13 protein-coding genes are annotated in these 19,032 nt (G+C 65.9%); 8 read left to right on the plus strand and 5 right to left on the minus strand.

The features are described 5' to 3' along the window. Positions 1 to 2: 2 nt before the first annotated feature. Both LK539_RS11895 and LK539_RS11900 read right to left on the minus strand, forming a co-directional pair. Positions 3 to 1,160 (minus strand): pyridoxal phosphate-dependent aminotransferase, encoded by a 1,158-nt coding sequence (locus LK539_RS11895; RefSeq protein WP_227801115.1) that lies wholly within the window; start codon positions 1,158 to 1,160, stop codon positions 3 to 5. Between the two features lie 26 nt (positions 1,161 to 1,186). After that, a complete protein-coding gene (locus tag LK539_RS11900) occupies positions 1,187 to 1,642 on the minus strand; it encodes a putative toxin-antitoxin system toxin component, PIN family (RefSeq protein ID WP_227801116.1) in 456 nt (151 codons plus the stop codon). A gap of 35 nt (positions 1,643 to 1,677) precedes the next feature. Here LK539_RS11900 and yaaA point away from each other — a divergent pair, with 35 nt between their 5' ends. Then, a complete protein-coding gene (gene yaaA / locus LK539_RS11905; RefSeq protein ID WP_227801117.1) occupies positions 1,678 to 2,448 on the plus strand; it encodes a peroxide stress protein YaaA in 771 nt (256 codons plus the stop codon). Positions 2,449 to 2,499: 51 nt separating this feature from the next. Here yaaA and LK539_RS11910 read toward each other — a convergent pair whose 3' ends face one another. After that, positions 2,500 to 3,336 (minus strand): outer membrane protein assembly factor BamD, encoded by an 837-nt coding sequence (locus LK539_RS11910; RefSeq protein ID WP_227801118.1) that lies wholly within the window; start codon positions 3,334 to 3,336, stop codon positions 2,500 to 2,502. A gap of 97 nt (positions 3,337 to 3,433) precedes the next feature. On the opposite strand from LK539_RS11910, the gene LK539_RS11915 reads away from it, so the two are divergent. Both LK539_RS11915 and pgeF read left to right on the plus strand, forming a co-directional pair. Further along, positions 3,434 to 4,447, plus strand: a complete 1,014-nt coding sequence (locus LK539_RS11915) for an RluA family pseudouridine synthase (RefSeq protein WP_227801119.1) — start codon at positions 3,434 to 3,436, stop codon at positions 4,445 to 4,447. Next, entirely contained in the window at positions 4,447 to 5,223 is a 777-nt protein-coding gene (gene pgeF, locus LK539_RS11920; protein ID WP_227801149.1) for a peptidoglycan editing factor PgeF, read from the plus strand. Before LK539_RS11915 ends, pgeF begins: the two co-directional genes overlap by 1 nt. Here pgeF and LK539_RS11925 read toward each other — a convergent pair whose 3' ends face one another. Next, entirely contained in the window at positions 5,224 to 5,415 is a 192-nt protein-coding gene (locus LK539_RS11925) for a hypothetical protein (RefSeq protein ID WP_227801120.1), read from the minus strand. A gap of 47 nt (positions 5,416 to 5,462) precedes the next feature. Here LK539_RS11925 and phaC point away from each other — a divergent pair, with 47 nt between their 5' ends. The 5 genes from phaC (at position 5,463) to LK539_RS11950 (ending at position 18,878) form a co-directional block, all read left to right on the plus strand. Then, the gene (phaC, locus tag LK539_RS11930) at positions 5,463 to 7,205 is read left to right on the plus strand and encodes a class I poly(R)-hydroxyalkanoic acid synthase (RefSeq protein WP_227801121.1); all 1,743 of its coding nucleotides are present in this window, start codon (positions 5,463 to 5,465) and stop codon (positions 7,203 to 7,205) included. A 157-nt stretch (positions 7,206 to 7,362) separates the two neighbouring features. Continuing rightward, complete coding sequence (gene phaR, locus LK539_RS11935) at positions 7,363 to 7,926, plus strand: polyhydroxyalkanoate synthesis repressor PhaR (protein ID WP_227801122.1); 564 nt, start codon at positions 7,363 to 7,365, stop codon at positions 7,924 to 7,926. Between the two features lie 132 nt (positions 7,927 to 8,058). Continuing rightward, positions 8,059 to 9,507 carry a 30S ribosomal protein S12 methylthiotransferase RimO gene (gene rimO / locus LK539_RS11940; protein WP_227801123.1) on the plus strand — a complete coding sequence of 483 codons (1,449 nt, stop codon included), beginning with the start codon at positions 8,059 to 8,061 and terminating at the stop codon, positions 9,505 to 9,507. Next, entirely contained in the window at positions 9,504 to 10,667 is a 1,164-nt protein-coding gene (locus tag LK539_RS11945; protein WP_227801124.1) for a cystathionine beta-lyase, read from the plus strand. The genes rimO and LK539_RS11945 overlap by 4 nt, the downstream gene beginning before the upstream one ends. 123 nt (positions 10,668 to 10,790) lie before the next feature. Next, positions 10,791 to 18,878 (plus strand): VCBS domain-containing protein, encoded by an 8,088-nt coding sequence (locus LK539_RS11950; RefSeq protein ID WP_227801125.1) that lies wholly within the window; start codon positions 10,791 to 10,793, stop codon positions 18,876 to 18,878. A 61-nt stretch (positions 18,879 to 18,939) separates the two neighbouring features. Here the strand turns inward: LK539_RS11950 and LK539_RS11955 are convergent. After that, positions 18,940 to 19,032, minus strand: a 93-nt coding sequence (locus LK539_RS11955; protein ID WP_227801150.1) for an IS3 family transposase, incomplete at its 5' end; no start/stop codon positions are given.

The following is a 19,032-nucleotide window of genomic DNA, read 5'->3' on the forward strand; positions in this document are numbered from 1 at the left end:
GTTCAAAGGCGACTCAGGGTTTCGAGGGCCTTCTTCAGCGTCTCATCCTTCTTCGCAAAACAGAAGCGCACGATCCCCGATTCGGTCGGCTGGCTGTAGAACGCCGACACCGGAATCGCCGCCACCTTCGCTTCCACCGTCAACCACTTCGCGAACTCCGCTTCCGGCAAATCCGAAATGGCGCCGTAGCGCACGCACTGGAAATAGGTGCCGCTCGATTCCAGCAGTTCGAAGCGCGAAGCCGCCAGGCCGTCGCGGAACAGGTCGCGCTTCTTCTGGTAGAAAGCCGGCAGCTCCAGGTAGGGCGTCGGGTCCTGCATGTAGCTGGCGATCCCGTGCTGCATCGGGGTGTTCACGCTGAACACGTTGTACTGGTGGACCTTGCGGAACTCGACCATGAGCGGGGCTGGCGCGGCCACGTAGCCGACCTTCCAGCCGGTGACGTGGTAGGTCTTGCCGAAGCTCGAGACGACAAATGCGCGCTCGGCCAGCACTGGGTGGCGCGACACCGATGCGTGCTGTTCGCCGTCGTACACCATGTGCTCGTACACCTCGTCGGACAGGATCAGGATGTCGCTGCCGGCGACGATCCCGGCCAGCGCTTCCAGGTCGGCCATGCGCATGATCGAGCCGGTCGGGTTGTGCGGCGTGTTCACGACGATCATGCGGGTGCGCGGCGTCACCGCGCTGGCCACGCGGTCCCAGGGCACGCTATAGCCCTGCTGTTCGACCTGCATCGCCACCGGCACCGCGACGGCGCCGGCCAGCGCGATGGCAGGCAGGTAGCAGTCGTAGGCCGGCTCGATGACGATCACTTCGTCGCCCGGGTGCACGCTGCACAGGATGGCGGTCATGATGGCCTGCGAGGCGCCGGAGGTGACCGTGATCTCGCTGCCCGGGTGGTAGGCGTGGCCATACAGGGCCTCGACCTTGGCGGCGATCGCTTCGCGCAGGGCCGGCACCCCGGTCATGAAGGGGTACTGGTTGTGGCCGGCGCGCATGGCCTCGTTGACGAGGTCGATGAGCTTCGGGTCGCAGCCGAAGTCGGGAAAGCCCTGGCCCAGGTTGACGGCGCCGTGTTCGAGGGCGAGCTGCGACATCTGGGTGAAGACGGTGGTGCCCACGGCAGGCAGGCGGGTGCGCAAAACGGGAACGGTCATGGTGGCAGGCTGTGGATGCAATGGGTTTATTCTAGCGCGGCGGCGAGTCTGGCCTTGAGCCAGGCCTCGGGCACCATGATCTTGAACAGGCCTTCGCGCGCAGTGCGGCGGGCCAGCTTGAGCAGGGCCTTGTCCTTGGTAATCAAGACCTCGGCCTCGGCGTCGCGCGCGATTTCGAGGAATTTCTGGTCGTCGCGGTCCGTGCACACCGGCAGGCGCACGTGTTTCGCGCTTGGCGCGATGACGCGCAGCAGGGCGTCGAAGCGGGCGATGGCCTGCTCGCGCGAACCCTCGTCGAGCGGCAGGTGCGGGTACTTCAGCACCGCCAGGTATTCGTCGCGGCAGTCGGCGCGGGTGACGGCCACCAGTTCACCCGATTCCAGCGCTTCCAGCAGCGGCGCCCAGCGCGGGTCATGGAAGACGAACAGGTCGAGGCAGACATTGGTGTCGATGACGATGGGTTTTTGTGGAACGAGTATCATGTGGGAAATTTTTTAATGCAAAGCTGTTTGAACCGATGCTGATTGTCCTGTCGCCCGCAAAATCCCTCGACCTCGAATCCCCAAGCACCACCAAGGAACATACCACGCCGGATTTCATCCCGCGTGCCGCCGAACTGATCGACGTACTGCGTACCTATTCTCCGGGCCAGGTCGCCGAGCTGATGGACCTGTCCGACAGCCTGGCCATGCTCAACGTCACGCGCTATGCGCACTGGAGCGAAGACCATGCGGAGGCGCGCCAGGCCATCATGTCCTTCAACGGCGACGTGTACGCCGGCCTCGACGCGCGCACGCTGAACGCGAAGGGAATCGACTACCTGCAGCGCCACCTGCGCATCCTGTCGGGCCTGTACGGCCTGCTGCGCCCGCTGGACCGCATGCATCCCTATCGCCTGGAGATGGGCACGCGCCTGAAAAACCCGCGCGGCAACAACCTGTATGCCTTCTGGGGCGACAGCGTCACCGAGGCGCTGAACCGCCAGCTCGCCCAGACGAAGAGCAAGGCCCTGGTCAACCTGGCGTCGGAAGAGTACTTCAAGTCGGTCAAGCCGAAGCTGCTCGACGTGCCGGTGATCACGCCGGTGTTCGAGGACTGGAAGAACGGCAAGTACAAGATCATTTCCTTCTTCGCCAAACGCGCCCGCGGCATGATGGCGCGCTACGCGGCCGAGCACGGCGTCAAGAACCCGGAACGACTGAAGGACTTCGACGTCGACGGCTATGCCTTCGACGCCGCCGCGTCGAACGAGCAGGATTGGGTGTTCCGCCGCCGCCAGGAAGCCTGAGCGGGCAGGGCGGCCGATTTGCAGCTGCCGCCCCGGATCACTTCACCGAGCTTACTTGATGGCGTCTGCCGGCGCCGGGCGCGGACCCGACTTCGACCAGAAGCGCCACCATGGGGCGTCGCCCTTGGCGTTCGGGTTGAGGAAAGCGCTGTTCGGATAGTTCAGCACCAGCACGCGCTGGGTGTCGTCGCGCAGCGCCGGCATGCCGAGCTTGTCGTAGGAGCGCATCATGATGAACAGCGCTTCTTCGCGGGCCGGGGCGTCGGTGTATTCGCGCACGGCGGCCTGGGCACGGTTCAGCGCGGCCAGGAAGGCGCCGCGGCGGTAGTAGTAGTTCGCCACGTGCACTTCGTACTGGGCCATCGCATTGACCAGGTAGTTCATGCGCGCGATCGAATCCGGCGCATATTTACTGTTCGGGAACTTGTCGACCAGGACCTTGAAAGCGGCGAAGGCTTCGCGCGTAGCCTTCGGGTCGCGCTCGGTCGGATCCTGCGAATAGATGAAGCTCAGGAAGCCGAGCTGGTCGTTGAAGTTGATCAGGCCGCGCAGGTAATACATATAGTCGACCTGCGGATGGTTCGGGTGCAGCTTGATGAAACGCTCGACCGCGGCCAGGGCTTCGGCCTGGTCCTGGGCCTTGTAGTGGGCGTACGCAATTTCCATCTGCGCTTGCGCGGCATAGGTGCCGAAGGGGTAGTTCGACTCGAGCCGTTCGAACAGCTTGATGGCCGCTTCGTAGCTGCCGCTGTTCATCTCATCGCGTGCCTCAGCGTATAATTTCTCCGCTGACCAATTTTTGGTGTCGTCATCCCGCTTGGGCAAGATGCTGCAGGCGGACAAACCGAAGACGACAGCGACGACCAACACAGACAATTTTTTTTGCATAGCTCTTTGCAAGAAAGTTTTACCTAGATTCAACGAACGGCTGATTATAGCCGATGGGACTCACGTGATATTAACTCCTGCGCCGAATTCGGCGGAAATGCCTCTCGACTCCGATTTAGACGATGAGCTCGAGAGCGGGTTCGACCTGACCGCCGGTCCCGACCTGTCCCCGATCACCCTGCAGCTCGATTCCTCCGCCTGCGGCCAGCGCCTCGATAAAGTGATCGCCGGCCTGGTGCCGCAATTCTCGCGCAGCCGCCTGCAGCTCTGGTTCGAAGGCGGCTTCGTCAGGGTCGACGGCAAGCCGGCGCGCGGCAAGGATACCGCCTACGGCGACGAAACCATCGTCATCGAACCGCAGGCCGCGCCGGAAGACACGGCCTTCGCGCCGGAGCCCATGCTGCTGCCTATCGTCCACGAGGACGACGACATCATCGTCATCAACAAGCCGGCCGGCCTGGTCGTGCACCCGGGCGCCGGCAACTGGACCGGCACGCTGCTCAATGGATTGCTGCACCATTGCCCGCAACTGGTGGGCGTGCCGCGCGCCGGCATCGTGCATCGCCTCGACAAGGACACGAGCGGCCTGATGGTGGTCGGCAAGACCCTGGCGGCCCAGACCGACCTGGTGCGCCAGCTGCAGGCGCGCACCGTCAAGCGCGAGTACTTCGCGCTGGTGTGGGGCACCCCGCAACTGTCCGGCACCATTAATGCATCGATGGGCCGCCACCCGCGCGACCGCGTCAAGATGGCGGTGTCCACCGGCATGTTCGGCAAGCCGGCGATCACCCATTACAAGCGCGTCGCCGTCGGCAGCCTCGACCGCCGTCCGGTGAGCCTGGTGCGCTGCAGCCTGGAGACCGGCCGCACCCACCAGATCCGTGTGCACATGCAGCACCTGGGCTTTGCCCTGGTAGGCGACGCGGTCTACGGCAAGCAGCATCTGGTGCCGGTATTCCACCGCCAGGCCCTGCAGGCACGCCGCCTCGGCCTGGTCCACCCGGGCACGGGCGAACCCTGCGAGTGGACGGTGCCGCTGGCGGCCGACTTCGCCGAACTCATCGCCAAGGCCGGCATCGAAGAGCCTGGCGACGACGACAGCGAGGAATGATGGAGCGAGAAGCGCTGGTCTGGCCCGCGTGGCCCGACCTGCCGGCCAATGTCGGCGCGCTGGCGACCAGCCGCGACGGCGGTGTGAGCCAGGGACCGTATGACGATGGCAAGGGCGGCGGGGGACTGAACCTCGGCCTGCACTGCGGCGACGAACCCGAGGCCGTGCGCAGTAACCGGGCACGCCTGCAGGAGTACCTGCCGGGACGTCCGGCCTGGATCGCCCAGGTACACGGCGCCGACGTGGTCGACGCCTGCACCGTCGGGCCGGACCAAGCGGTACGCACCGGTGACGCCAGCATTGCCAGCACCCCAGGCCAGGTATGCGCGATCCTGACCGCCGACTGCCTGCCGGTGCTGTTCTCCGACCTCGAGGGCAGGGTGGTGGGCGCGGCCCATGCCGGCTGGCGCGGGCTTGCGGGGGGAGTGCTGGGCGAGACCGTGCGCGCCATGCGGGCGGCCGGGGCCGGCGAGATCACGGCCTGGATGGGGCCTGCGATCGGGCCCGAGGCCTTTGAAGTTGGCCAAGACGTGCGCGACGCCTTCCTGGCCGCACTGCCGGGAGACGCGACGCTGGCGGCGTTCCGCCCAAAATCTGACCAACCGGTAAAATTTCTGGCCGACATGTTCACGCTGGCGCGCCTGATGCTGGCGCGCGACGGCATCACGCGCGTGCACGGGGGCGGCATGTGCACCTTCAGCGCGCCGGAGCGCTTCTATTCCTACCGGCGCGATCGCGTCACCGGCCGCCAGGCCAGTCTGATCTGGCTCAAATAGTTATTTGGGCGTGTTGTCGCGCGCCTGCGCTTCGCGCCGCGCACGCCTGCGTTTTGACCCTGTGAGATAAAAAACAATGGATAATGGCAGGGCGCAATAGAAGACGAAGGTCATCACGCCGTGCACCACGGTCGGTTCGGTTGCCGCCATCAGGGCAACGACATAAATCCAGGCTACGGCGACGATCCACATGCGCATTCTCCCAAGCAGTAACCGGATTTTAAACATTGGACGCTGACATGAACATGCCTGACCCCCAAGCCATTGCCGCCTCCTGGATGAGCCAGTTTGCCGACCCGAGCGTCTGGCAGGGCTGGATGACGATGCCGACCATGACGCCCCCAGGCGCCGGCGCCAATCCCCTGGCCGGCGTGCTGAAGGATTTCGGCGCCGGAATCGCCCCGGCCAAGTTGGAAAGCATCCGCGACGGCTACCTGAAGAAGGCTGGCCAGCTGTGGCAGGATTTTGTGAGCGGCAAGACACCCGAGATCCATGACAAGCGTTTTTCGTCCTCCGAATGGCGCGAGCATCCGCTGTCGGCCTTTTCGGCGGCCTCCTACTTGTTGAATTCCGAGTTCATGCTGGCCCTGGCCGACGCCGTCGAGGCCGGTCCGCGCGAGCGCCAGAAGATCCGCTTCGCGGTCCAGCAGATGGTCGACGCCATGTCACCGGCCAATTTCTTCGCCACCAATCCGGAAGCGCAGAAGAAGCTGATCGAGACCAAGGGCGAGAGCCTGACCAAGGGCTTGTCCAACATGCTGGCCGACCTGCAGAAGGGCCGCATCTCGCAGTCCGACGAATCGGCCTTCGAGGTCGGCCGCAACGTCGGCACCACGGCGGGCCAGGTGGTGTTCGAGAACGAACTGTTCCAGCTGATCCAGTACACGCCCACGACGCCGACCGTCAAGGCGGTGCCGCTCCTGATGATCCCGCCCTGCATCAACAAATTCTATATCCTCGACCTGCAGCCGGAAAACTCGCTGGTGCGCTATGTGGTCGAGCAGGGCAATACGGTGTTCATGGTGTCGTGGCGCAACCCGGACGGCAAGCTCAAGCACCTGCGCTGGGACGACTATGTCGAGACGGGTGCGATCAAGGCCATCGACGTGGTGCGCGAGATCACCGGGCAGGAGAAGACCCATGTGTTCGGCTTCTGCGTGGGCGGCACCATTGCCGCCACCGCGCTGGCGGTGCTCTCCTCGCGCGGCCAGCAGCCGGCCGCCAGCCTGTCCTTGCTGACCACGCTGCTCGACTTCCAGGACACCGGCGTGCTCGAAGTCTTCGTCGACGAGGCCCAGGTGGCGCTGCGCGAACAGACCCTGGGCAGCGGCGGCCTGATGCCGGGCCGCGACCTGGCCACCACCTTCTCGGCCCTGCGCCCGAACGACCTGGTGTGGAACTATGTGCAGCAGAACTACCTCAAGGGCAAGGAGCCGCCGGCCTTTGACCTGCTGTACTGGAATGCCGACAGCACCAACCTGCCGGGTCCGATGTTCTGCTGGTACCTGCGCAACACCTACCTGGAAAACAAGCTGAAGGTGCCGGGCGCCCTGAACGTGTGCGGCGTGCCGGTCGACCTGGGCAAGATCGATTGCCCGGTGTTCGTGTACGGTTCGAAAGAAGACCACATCGTCCCTTGGGAAGCGGCCTTCGCCTCGATGGACCTGCTCAACCCGAAGAACCCGAAGGCCAATCGCTACGTGCTGGGCGCCTCGGGCCATATCGCGGGCGTGATCAATCCCGCCTCCAAGAACAAGCGCAGCTACTGGGTCAACGACAAGAACGGCAAGTCGCGTCCGAAGACAGCCGAGGCATGGTTTGCCGGCGCGACCGAGCAGAAGGGCAGCTGGTGGCCGGAATGGGCCGGCTTCCTGGCGCAGAACGGCGGGGCCGACGTGGCGGCGCCGGCCACGCCGGGCAACGCGCAATATCGCCCGCTTGAGGCAGCGCCGGGGCGTTACGTCAAGGCGCGCGCGGATTGATCGCGTAATAACAAAAACACCACGGAAGTTTGTAGTCTAATAATTGCTGCACCTGCGCGCGGGTCGTGGTATGGTGTGGGCCTGTCCGTCCCGTCAGGCAATATTTTTGCAAGACGGAACGGCCCCGCAGCTGCAGCGCACAACGATGAGACAAGAGATGAGTAGTGCAAAAAAGAGTGCTGAACGCCTGATCAAGAAGTACCCGAACCGCCGTCTGTACGATACCCAGACCAGTTCCTACATCACCCTGACCGACGTGAAGCAGCTGGTGCTCGACGCCGACGAGTTCACCGTGGTCGACGCCAAGACCAATGAAGACCTGACCCGCAGCATCCTGCTCCAGATCATCCTGGAAGAGGAAGCCAACGGCGTCCCCATGTTCTCGAGCTCGGTGCTGGCCCAGATCATCCGCTACTACGGCCATGCCATGCAGGGCATGATGGGCTCCTACCTCGAGAAGAACGTGCAGGCCTTCACCGACATCCAGAACAAGTTCACCAGCAACGCCGCCGGCGCCCTGGAAGGCAAGCCCTTCAGCCCGGAAATGTGGACCCAGTTCATGAACGTCCAGGGCCCGATGATGCAGGGCATGATGAACAACTACATCGACCAGTCGAAGAACCTGTTCCTGCAGATGCAGGAACAGATGCAGAACCAGAGCAAGGCCATGTTCGGCGCCTTCCCGTTCCCGGGCATGACCCCGCCGACGGACAAGAAGTAACAAGCGAGCAAGAAGTCGCTGTATAGCGACAGCCGCCGGCCCATTCTGGGCCGGCAAACACCCCCGCCGGTTCCACCGGCACACCCGCTTCGGGTACAATCGTGGATTGCCCAGATTCTTTGTCGTCCACCCATGACCGAACTCCGTCGTATTCCCGCATCCGCATCCGCCGCTGCCGTCGCTGAAGCTCCTGCGCCCTCGCTCGTCATTCCGAGCCCGGCCCCGGGCATCGCCGCACCCAAGGTCGGCTTCGTGTCGCTCGGCTGCCCGAAGGCGCTGGTCGATTCCGAACAGATCCTGACCCAGCTGCGCGCCGAAGGCTACCAGACCGCCAAGTCCTATGACGGCGCCGACCTGGTCATCGTGAATACCTGCGGCTTCATCGACGCCGCGGTGCAGGAGTCGCTCGACGCCATCGGCGAAGCATTGGCCGAGAACGGCAAGGTGATCGTCACCGGCTGCCTGGGCGCGAAGAAGGACGCTGCCGGTGACGACATCATCACCAAGGTGCACCCGAAGGTGCTGGCCGTGACCGGCCCGCATGCAGTGGCCGAGGTGATGGAGTCGGTGCACATCCACCTGCCGAAACCGCACGACCCCTTCGTCGACCTGGTGCCGGACCACGGCGTCAAGCTGACGCCGAAGCACTACGCCTACCTGAAGATATCGGAAGGCTGCAACCACCGCTGCAGCTTCTGCATCATCCCGTCGATGCGCGGCGACCTGGTCTCGCGCCCGATCCACGAAGTGCTGCAGGAAGCGGACAACCTGTTCAAGGCCGGCGTCAAGGAACTGCTGGTGATCTCGCAGGACACCAGCGCCTACGGCGTGGACGTCAAGTTCCGCACCGGCTTCTGGAACGGCCGCCCGGTCAAGACCCATCTGACCCAGCTCACCGAAGAACTGGGCAAGCTCGCGCGCCAGTACGGCGCCTGGGTGCGCATGCACTACGTCTATCCCTACCCGCACGTCGACCAGGTCATTCCGCTGATGGGCGACGGGCATGTGCTGCCTTACCTCGACATCCCGATGCAGCACGCGCACCCGGATGTGCTGAAGCGCATGAAGCGCCCGGCCAGCGGCGAGAAGAACCTCGACCGCATCCTGGCATGGCGCAGGATGAACCCGGACCTGACCATCCGCTCCACCTTCATCGCCGGTTTCCCGGGCGAGACCGAAGCGGAATTCGAATACCTGCTGGACTTCCTGCGCGAAGCGCAGATCGACCGCCTGGGCTGCTTCGCCTATTCGCCGGTCGAGGGCGCGACCGCCAACCTGCTGGACAATCCGGTGCCGGAAGCGGTGCGCGAAGAACGCCGCGCGCGCGTCATGCTGCTGCAGGAAGAGATTTCCCTCAAGCGCATGCAGGCCAAGGTCGGCAAGACCATGCGCGTGCTGGTCGACGAAGTCGGCGCCCGCGAGGCGATCGGCCGGACCGCCGCCGACGCGCCGGAAATCGACGGCGTCGTGCACATCAAGCGCGCTCTCCAGCCGGGCAAGGCCAAGCCGGCCGTGGGCGAGTTCATCGACGTGGTAATCACCAGGGCCGACGCGCACGACCTGTGGGCCACTGTGGCATGAGCGAGAAGTCGGTCCAGACTGCGCTGATCCATAGCGACTACCAGGCGCCCGGGGGCTTCGACGCTTTTCCGCCGGGCGTGCACCGCGCCTCGACTGTCCTGTTCGAGAACGTGGCGGCCATGCGCTCGGGCCAGTGGAAGGACAAGACCTCGTACACCTACGGCCTGCACGGCACGCCGACCACCTTCACACTGGAAGCGCGCCTGGCCGCGATCGAAGGCGGCCAGCACTGCCTGCTCGCGCCCTCGGGCCTGTCGGCGATCGCGATGATCAACTTCGCGCTCCTCAAAAGCGGCGACGACGTGCTGCTGCCCGAGAACGTGTACAACCCGAACCGCGAACTGGGCCGCTGGCTGGCGCAGGACTTCGGCGTGAGCGCGCGCTTCTACGATCCGATGATCGGCAGCGGCATCGCCGCGCTGATCCAGCCGAACACGAAACTGGTCTGGACCGAAGCCCCAGGCTCGGTGTCGATGGAAGTGCCGGACTTGCCGGCTATCTGCCGCGCCGCGAAGGAGAAGGGCGTGCCGGTCGCGCTCGACAACACCTGGTCGGCCGGCCTGGCCTTGCGCGGCTTCGACGTCGGCGCCGACATCGTCATGCACGCGCTGACCAAGTACCAGTCGGGCGGCGCCGACCTCCTGATGGGCGCCGTCATCACCCGCGATCGCGCCTTGAACGACCAGCTGGCGCAGGCCCACATGCGCCTCGGCCTGGGCGTGGGCGCGGACGACGCCTACCTGGTAATGCGTGGGCTGCCGAGCATGAAGCTGCGCTTCGAGGCCCACGATGCGGGCGCACGCAAGCTGGCAAGTTGGCTCAAGGCGCGACCGGAGATCGCCAGGGTGCTGCACCCGGCCTTCGCGGATTGCCCGGGCCACGAGAACTGGCAGCGTGATTTCAAGGGTGCCGGCGGCCTGTTCTCAGTGCTGTTCGATCCGCGCTATACGGAAGAACAGACCGACCGTTTCGTCGACGCGCTGGAGCTGTTCGGCCTCGGCTACAGCTGGGGCGGCCCGAACAGCCTGGTGATGCCCTACCGGATCCGCGCCATTCGCAGCCACTGGCAGGAACAGGGCGTGCTGGTGCGCTTCAATATCGGGTTGGAAGACACGGATGACCTGATCGCCGATATCGATCAGGCAATGACAAAGTTGTAAGGACGAGCCCTAACGTCGCTTTTGTGCGTCATCATTTCCACACGGCAACTTTCGTGATAGACTTTCTTTACAGTAAGTTTTATTGCGAATCGGAAAAACTTCCGGCCCCCACAAGGATAAATGATGACCACGACCACTTCGTCCGTTAGCACCACGCTCGATTCGATCACCGATGACCTCACCCTGACCGGTACCGCCGACATCAACGGCACCGGCAACTCCCGTAACAATGTCATCACCGGCAACGCCGGCGCGAACGTGCTGAACGGCATGGCGGGTGCGGATACCCTGATCGGCGGAGCAGGCAACGATACCTATGTGGTGGATAATGCCGGCGACGTCGTGGTCGAACGGGCAGGCGAGGGCGAGGACACCGTGCAGGCGAGCGCCGGCCATACGCTGTCCGAGAATGTCGAACACCTCACCCTCACGGGCGCCGGCAATATCGCGGGCACCGGTAATGCGCTCGACAATACCATCACCGGCAATGCCGGCAGCAATACGCTCAACGGCGCAGCAGGCAACGATCTGCTGATCGGCAATGCCGGCAACGACCTGCTCGACGGCGGCGTCGGCGCCGACACCATGGTGGGCGGCGTGGGCGACGACACCTATGTGGTCGATGACGCAGGCGACGTCGTCACCGAAGCGGCGGGCGGCGGTACGGATACGGTCAGGTCCAGCATCAGCTACACCCTCAAGGACGAGTCCGAGAACCTGACCCTGCTGGGCGACGCCGCCATCGATGGCACCGGCAACAGCGCCAACAACCTCCTCACCGGCAACAACGGCAGCAACAGCCTCGGCGGCGGCGCCGGCAACGACACCCTCAATGGCGGACTCGGTGCGGACCGGATGGCGGGCGGCACCGGCAACGATACCTATGTCGTCGACAATGCGGGCGACCTGGTGGAAGAAGCGGCGGGCGAGGGCGTCGATGTGGTCCAGTCCGGCATCAGCTACACGCTGACGGACAATGTCGAGAACCTGGTGTTGACCGGCAGCGCTGCCGCCGGCACGGGTAACGAGCTCGACAACAACATCCTCGGCACCACGGCCGCCAACACCCTGTCCGGCCTGGCGGGCAACGACACCCTCGACGGCGGCGCGGGCGCCGACCAGATGCTTGGCGGGACGGGCGACGACACCTATTACGTCGACAACGCCGGCGACCTCACCGTCGAGCTGGACGGCGAGGGCCGCGACCGGGTGTTCTCGAGCGTGAACCATGCGCTCGCCGCGGCGATCGAGGAACTCACACTGACGGGCTCCGGCAACACCGTCGGCACCGGTAATGAGCTCGACAATACCATCACCGGCGGCGCCGGCAGCAATACGCTGAACGGCGGCGCAGGCAACGACACGCTGACCGACAACGTGGGCAATGACACCCTCGACGGCGGAAGCGGCGCCGACACCATGGCCGGCGGCGCCGGCAACGATCTCTACGTGGTCGACGATGCGGGCGACCTCGTCATCGAGGCCCTGGGGGCGGGCATCGACACGGTGCGATCGAGCATCGACTACACCCTGACCGAGAACGCCGACAACCTGGAGCTCACCGGCGCCGAGGACCTGAAGGGCACCGGCAACGCACTGAGCAACACGATCACCGGCAACGGCGCCAATAACACGCTCGACGGCGGCGCTGGCAACGACACCCTGAAAGCGGGCGCTGGCGATGACCTGGTCTACGGCGGCGAAGGCAACGACCTGCTGCAGGGTGAAGCAGGCCGCGATACCCTCTACGGCGACGCCGGCGACGACCGTCTCGACGGCGGCCTCGGCGGCGACCGCATGCTGGGGGGCGCCGGCAGGGACGTGTATGTCGTCGAGGACGATGGCGACCTGGTGATCGAAGAAGCGGGCGCCGGCATCGACCTGGTCGAAGCCAGCATCACCTACACCCTGACGGCGCAGGTCGAGAACCTGACCCAGACCGGCATTGCCGCCATCAACGGCAGCGGCAACGAACTCGACAACATCATCATCGGCAATGCGGGCGCCAACACGCTGCAGGGCCTGGCCGGCAACGACACCCTGTACGGCAACGCCGGCAGCGATACCCTGCAGGGCGGCGAAGGCAACGACTATCTCGACGGCGGCCTGGACGGCGACAGCATGCAGGGCGGCACGGGCGACGACGTTTACATCGTCGACCAGGTCGGCGACCTGGTGGCGGAAAACGCCGGCGAAGGCCTGGACCATGTGCGTGCAAGCATCAACTACATCCTGACGGCCGACGTCGAGAACCTGACCCTGACCGGCAACGGCGCCATCAGCGGCACCGGTAACGAGCTCGACAACACGATCATCGGTAACGGCAGCAACAACACGCTGTCCGGCGGCGCCGGCAACGATACCCTGACCGATGGCAGCGGCGCCGACCGGCTCGACGGGGGTCTTGGGGCCGACACCATGGCCGGCGGCGTCCAGAACGACGTCTATGTGGTCGATAACGCGGGCGACGTCGTGATCGAGCTGGCCGGCTCCGGTGTCGACACGGTCGAATCCAGCGTCGACTATACCCTGGGCGTGAATGTGGAAAACCTCACCCTCACCGGTTCGGAAGACCTGGTGGGCAATGGCAACGCGGTGCAGAACACGATCATTGGCAACGCAGGCAACAACAGCACCGATGCCGGCGCGGGCAACGACACCGTCCGCGCCGGCGACGGCAACGACATCGTGCGCGGCGGCGACGGCGACGACCTGCTCTACGGCGAGGGCGGCGACGACCAGCTGTCTGGCGACGCGGGCAACGACCTGATCGACGGTGGCCTGGGCGGCGACCGCATGGCCGGCGGCCTCGGTAACGACACTTTCGTCGTCGACAATGACGGCGACATCGTCGTCGAAGATGCCGCAGCGGGCACCGACATCGTGCAATCGAGCATTACCTACACCCTGACCGCGAACGTCGAGAACCTGACGCTGACCGGCTCGGCCAACATCAGCGGCGCGGGCAACGAGCTGAACAACATCATCATCGGCAACACCGGCAACAACGTGCTGGATGGCCTGGCCGGCAACGACACCATCCACGCCGGCGCAGGCAACGACACCCTGGTCGGCGGCGAGGGCGACGACACGCTGAACGGCGACGCCGGCGACGACATCCTGCGCGGCGACGTCGGCAACGACATCCTGAACGGCGGCCTGGGCGCTGACAGCATGCGCGGCGGCAGCGGCAACGACACCTATATCGTCGACAATGCGGCCGACCTCACCTTCGAGGAAGCTGGCGAAGGTACGGACATCGTCCAGGCCAGCGTCACCTACGCGCTGGCGGCGAATGTGGAGAACCTGACGCTGACCGGGTCGGCTGGCATCAGCGGCACCGGCAACGAGCTGGACAACGTCCTCACCGGCAACGAGGGCGCCAACACCCTCAGCGGCGACGCCGGCAACGACACCCTGATCGCGGGCGGCGGCAACGACATCCTGGACGGTGGCACGGGCGCCGACAGCATGCAGGGCGGGGCCGGCAACGACCGTTACCTGGTCGACCAGCTTGGCGACGTCGTGGTCGAACTCGCCAACGCCGGTACCGACACCGTCGAGTCCAGCATCGACTACGTGCTGGGCGCCAATGTCGAGAACCTGGTCCTGGCCGGCGCAGCCCTGAACGGCACCGGCAACGCGCTCGCCAACGCCATCACCGGCAATGCCGGCAACAACCTGATCGACGGCGGCGCAGGCATCGACACGATGAGCGGCGGGGCCGGCGACGACACCTATATCGTCGACGCGACCGCCGACGTCATCAATGAGGCGGCAGGCGCCGGCATCGATACCGCACGCGCCAGCGCCAGCTACACCCTGGCGGCGAACGTCGAGCACCTGGTGCTGACTGGCAGCGCGGCGATCAACGGCACCGGCAATGCGCTGGACAACGAGATCACCGGCAACGAGGCCGCCAACGTCCTGGCCGGCGGCGCCGGCAAGGACAGCATCGTCGCCGGCGGCGGCAACGACAGCATCGACGGCGGCCTCGGGGCCGACACGATGAGCGGCGGCAGCGGCAATGACAGCTACGTGGTGGACGACGCCGCCGACGCTGTGCTGGAAAACGCAGGCGAGGGCGTGGACACGGTGCAGGCCGGCGTCAGCCACCGCCTGGCCGCCAGCGTCGAGAACCTGACGCTCACGGGCAGCGGGGCGATCTCCGGCAGCGGCAACGAACTGGACAACGTCATCATCGGCAATGCGGGCAGCAATCAGCTCGACGGCGGGGCGGGCAACGATACGCTGCAAGGCGGCGCCGGCAGCGACCTGCTGCTGGGTGGCACGGGCGACGACACCTACCGTTTCAGCCGCGGCGACGGCGCCGACCGCATCGAGGACACCCAGGGCAGCGACACCCTGCGCCTGACCGGCGGCCTGACCCAGGCCGACCTGACGGCCGGGCTGTCGGGTGACGACCTGGTGATCTCGATCAGGGGCAGCGCCGACAGCGTGGTGCTGGCCGGCTGGCTCAGCGGCACGGCCGCGGGCGTGAACCGCGTGCTCTTCGATAACGGCAGCACGCTCGACCGTGCGGGCATGATCGCCCTGCTCGGCGACAACCCGATCGCCGCCGCCGACAAGCTGGCGGCGCGCGAGGATGGCGGCATGGTGCAGATCACGACCAGCGAACTGCTGGCCAACGACGTCAACGGCGCCACGACCGTGGTGGCGGTCGGCGCGTCCAGCCTCGGTGCGCAGGTCGACCTGGCCGGCGACACGGTCCGCTACGACGTCGGCAGCCGCTTCCAGGAACTGGCGCAGGGCGAGGTGCTCAAGGACAGCTTCAGCTACACCGTCCAGGATGGCGTCGGCCGCAGCGCCAACGGCGTCGTCAATGTCGAGATCACGGGCGTCAACGACGGCCCGGTCGCAATGCAGGACAGCGCCGCCTTCAAGGAGGGCGACGCGGCCGCCATGACCGGCAACGTGCTCGCCAACGACAGCGACATCGACCGCGGCACCGTGCTGCAGGTGGCGGCTCCGGGTAGCATCGCAGGCAGTTTCGGTACCCTGGTCATCGACAAGGACGGCAACTACAGCTACGCCCTGAACGCCGCCGGCGCCTACGATGCCTCCAAGGCCGTGGACGGCGTGCTGACCGAGCGCTTCGATTACGCCGTCACCGACGGCATCGCCAGCGCCAGCTCGACCCTCGAAATCCGCGTGACCCTGTTGAACCAGGCGCCGCTGGCGTCCGACGACGTGGCCCAGCTGTCGGAAGACGGCGTGGCGGCCCTTGGCAACGTGCTGGCCAACGATCGTGCTCCGAGCGCCGGCGCGGTCCTGAAGGTGACGGCGCCGGGCAGCTACGCCGGTACTTACGGCAGCCTGGTGCTGGCGCAGGACGGCAGCTATACCTATACCCTGAACGAGGGCGATGCCCGCGTGCAGGCGCTTTCACAGGGCCAGACCCTGCTCGAATCCTTCGCCTATGGCGTTACCGACGGCGTCGCCACGGCCGCATCGAAGCTGGCGATCACCATCACCGGCAGCAATGACGCCCCGGTAGTCAGCGCCGACGCAGGCGTGGCGGCCGAAGACGGCGCCGTGGAGGCCAGCGGCAACGTGCTGGCCAACGACCAGGACCTCGACGCCGGCGCCAAGCTCGCGGTGGCCGCGCCCGGCACCTACGCCGGCGCCTACGGCACCCTGGTGCTGGCGGCCGACGGCAGCTATACCTACCGCCTGAACAATGGCGACGCCAAGGTGCAGGCCCTGGCGGCAGGCCAGGCCGTGCTCGACAGCTTCGCCTACGACGCCACCGACGGTATCGCCGCTACCCGCGGCAGCCTGGTGTTCACGATCACCGGCGCCAATGACGCCCCGATCGTCAGCGCCGACACGGCGGTCGCGCTTGAAGACAGCGCCGTGGCCGCGAGCGGCAACGTGCTGGCCAACGACCAGGACATCGATGCCGGCACCCTGCTGGCGGTGACCGCCCCCGGCACCTATGAAGGCGCCTACGGCACCCTGGTGCTGGCCGCCGACGGCAGCTACACCTACCGCCTCGACAACGACGCCAGGGCCGTGCAGTCGCTGGCGCAGGGCGCCACCGTGGTCGACAGCTTCAGCTACGCCGCGACCGACGGCACGGCGTCGGTGACCGGCAGCCTGGCCATCACCATCACCGGCACCAATGACGCTCCGCTTGTCGGCGCGGACACCGCCTCGGTGTTTGAAGACGGCGCCGCGAACGCGAGCGGTAACGTGCTGGCCAACGACAGCGACCTCGACGCCGGCGCGCTGCTGGCGGTCGCCGCCCCCGGCACCTATGCCGGCGCGTACGGCACCCTGGTGCTGGGCGCCGACGGCAGCTACACCTACCAGCTCGACAAGGACGCCAAAGCGGTGCAGTCGCTGGCGCAAGGCGCCACCGTGGTCGACAGCTTCAGCCACGTCGTCACCGACGGCAATTTGACGACCGGATCCAGCCTGGCGATCACGATCACCGGCAGCAACGACGCTCCTGTCGTCAGCGCGGACGCCGGCGTGGTCGGCGAAGACGGCGCGATCGAGGCCAGCGGCAATGTGCTGGCCAATGACCAGGATATCGATGCCGGCGCCAAGCTCGCGGTGGCCGCCCCCGGCACCTACGCCGGCGCCTACGGCACCCTGGTGCTGGCGGCCGACGGCAGCTATACCTATCGCCTGAACAATGACGACGCCAAGGTGCAGGCGCTGGCGGCCGGCCAGACCGTGGTCGACAGCTTCACCTATGCGGCGACCGACGGTACGGCTTCGGTGCAAGGCAGCCTCGCGCTGACCATCACCGGCGCGAACGATGCTCCTGTCGTCAAGGGCGACGTGGTTCAGGCGGACGTCGCCGGCACCGGCCTGGTAAGCGGCAACGTCCTGGCCAACGACAGTGATCCGGACGCCGGCGCCGCCATGACGGTATCCGCTCCGGGAACCTATGCCGGCGCCTTCGGCAGCCTGGTCCTGGCTGCGGACGGCAGCTACACGTATCAGGTCGACCGCGACGCAAGCGCTGTGCGCGCGCTGGCTGCCGGCCAGTCCGCCGTGGACAGCTTCAGCTACACGGCAGGCGACGGACTCCTGAGCAGCAAGGGCGCGCTGGAAGTCAGGGTCACCGGCGCCAACGATGCTCCGGTGGCGGTGGCGGACGCGGCAAAGCTCGGCGCAGGCAGCAAGGTCCCGGTGACGGGCAATGTGCTCGCCAACGACCGCGACCCGGATGCCGGTACCCAGCTCAAGGTGGGCGCAGCCGGCAGCTTCGCAGGCAAGTACGGCACGCTCGTACTGTCGGCGGACGGCGCCTACAGCTATACGGTGAACACCGAGCACGCGGCGCTGCGGGCGCTGCAGCAGGGCCAGTCGGTGGTCGACAGCTTCACTTACGCCGCCACGGACGGCAGCGCAAGCGCCCTCGCGAACCTGGACATCACCATCAACGGAGAGAAAGCGCCGGCGCAGGCCGACACCGCGACCATCAGGGAAGACCAGTTCCTCATCAGCGGCAACGTGCTGGCCAACGACAGCGGCCAGGGACTCAGGGCCACCATCGATATCGATATCGGCAAGTATGGACTGCTTGCCCTGCTGCCGAACGGCTTCTTCGTCTATACCCTCGGCGTGGTCAACCCGGTGGTGCAGTCGCTCGGCAGGGGCGCGTCGGTGGTCGACAGGCTGGATTACACCGTGATCGACGCGGGCCGCAAGATCGCCGCCACGCTGGATGTGACGGTGCTGGGCGAGAACGACGCACCGATCCTGGTGAAGGCCCTGGGCGACCGCAGTATCGAAGCCAACAAGGCCTTCTCGTTCCAGCTGCCGGCCGACAGCTTCGTCGATATCGACAAGGGCGATACGCTGGTCTATTCGGCCAAGCTGGCAAACGGCTCGGCACTGCCGTCCTGGCTGAAGTTCGACGCGGCCACCGGGACCTTCTCGGGCACCGCGCCCAACAAGGGCCCGGCGATCGAGGTGCGTGTCACGGCCACCGACAAGGTCGCGGCGACCGGAAGCATGGAAGGCAGCCTGTCGGTGTCGGACGTGTTCAAGCTTTCGTTCGGCAACGGCAACAGCAATAGCAGCGGTGTGCAGGTGGGCGGCGGCAAGATGGTGCTGACGGCGCCGGCAGCCGAGGCGGAAACGGCCTACCACGACGGCACCGTCGTGGAAGAGCTGGCCATGCTGGTCGGCGCCCAGGACTGGAATGGCCTCGACCATCTGATCGCCTGAGGCTGAGCAAAAAAAGGGACGTCCGCATGAACTGACCCCGTAAAGTTGGACGGTTAGTTTGCTAAGCGGCCAAGGCCTGAGTCCTGTACTGAACGGGGCTCAGGCCTTTTAATTTGAGCTTGATGCGGTCGTTATTGTAATAGTGGATGTAGTC

This window comes from Massilia sp. IC2-476 (genome assembly GCF_020707295.1).
Classification (GTDB): Bacteria; Pseudomonadota; Gammaproteobacteria; order Burkholderiales; family Burkholderiaceae_D; genus Telluria.

What these genes read in the sequence shown, in the direction of transcription:
- LK539_RS11895 (WP_227801115.1), bottom strand. Translation starts at nt 1,160, where the DNA reads ATGACCGTTCCCGTTTTGCGCACCCGCCTGCCTGCCGTGGGCACCACC.
- LK539_RS11900 (WP_227801116.1), bottom strand. Translation starts at nt 1,642, where the DNA reads ATGATACTCGTTCCACAAAAACCCATCGTCATCGACACCAATGTCTGC.
- yaaA (WP_227801117.1), top strand. Translation starts at nt 1,678, where the DNA reads ATGCTGATTGTCCTGTCGCCCGCAAAATCCCTCGACCTCGAATCCCCA.
- LK539_RS11910 (WP_227801118.1), bottom strand. Translation starts at nt 3,336, where the DNA reads ATGCAAAAAAAATTGTCTGTGTTGGTCGTCGCTGTCGTCTTCGGTTTG.
- LK539_RS11915 (WP_227801119.1), top strand. Translation starts at nt 3,434, where the DNA reads ATGCCTCTCGACTCCGATTTAGACGATGAGCTCGAGAGCGGGTTCGAC.
- pgeF (WP_227801149.1), top strand. Translation starts at nt 4,447, where the DNA reads ATGGAGCGAGAAGCGCTGGTCTGGCCCGCGTGGCCCGACCTGCCGGCC.
- LK539_RS11925 (WP_227801120.1), bottom strand. Translation starts at nt 5,415, where the DNA reads ATGTGGATCGTCGCCGTAGCCTGGATTTATGTCGTTGCCCTGATGGCG.
- phaC (WP_227801121.1), top strand. Translation starts at nt 5,463, where the DNA reads ATGAACATGCCTGACCCCCAAGCCATTGCCGCCTCCTGGATGAGCCAG.
- phaR (WP_227801122.1), top strand. Translation starts at nt 7,363, where the DNA reads ATGAGTAGTGCAAAAAAGAGTGCTGAACGCCTGATCAAGAAGTACCCG.
- rimO (WP_227801123.1), top strand. Translation starts at nt 8,059, where the DNA reads ATGACCGAACTCCGTCGTATTCCCGCATCCGCATCCGCCGCTGCCGTC.
- LK539_RS11945 (WP_227801124.1), top strand. Translation starts at nt 9,504, where the DNA reads ATGAGCGAGAAGTCGGTCCAGACTGCGCTGATCCATAGCGACTACCAG.
- LK539_RS11950 (WP_227801125.1), top strand. Translation starts at nt 10,791, where the DNA reads ATGACCACGACCACTTCGTCCGTTAGCACCACGCTCGATTCGATCACC.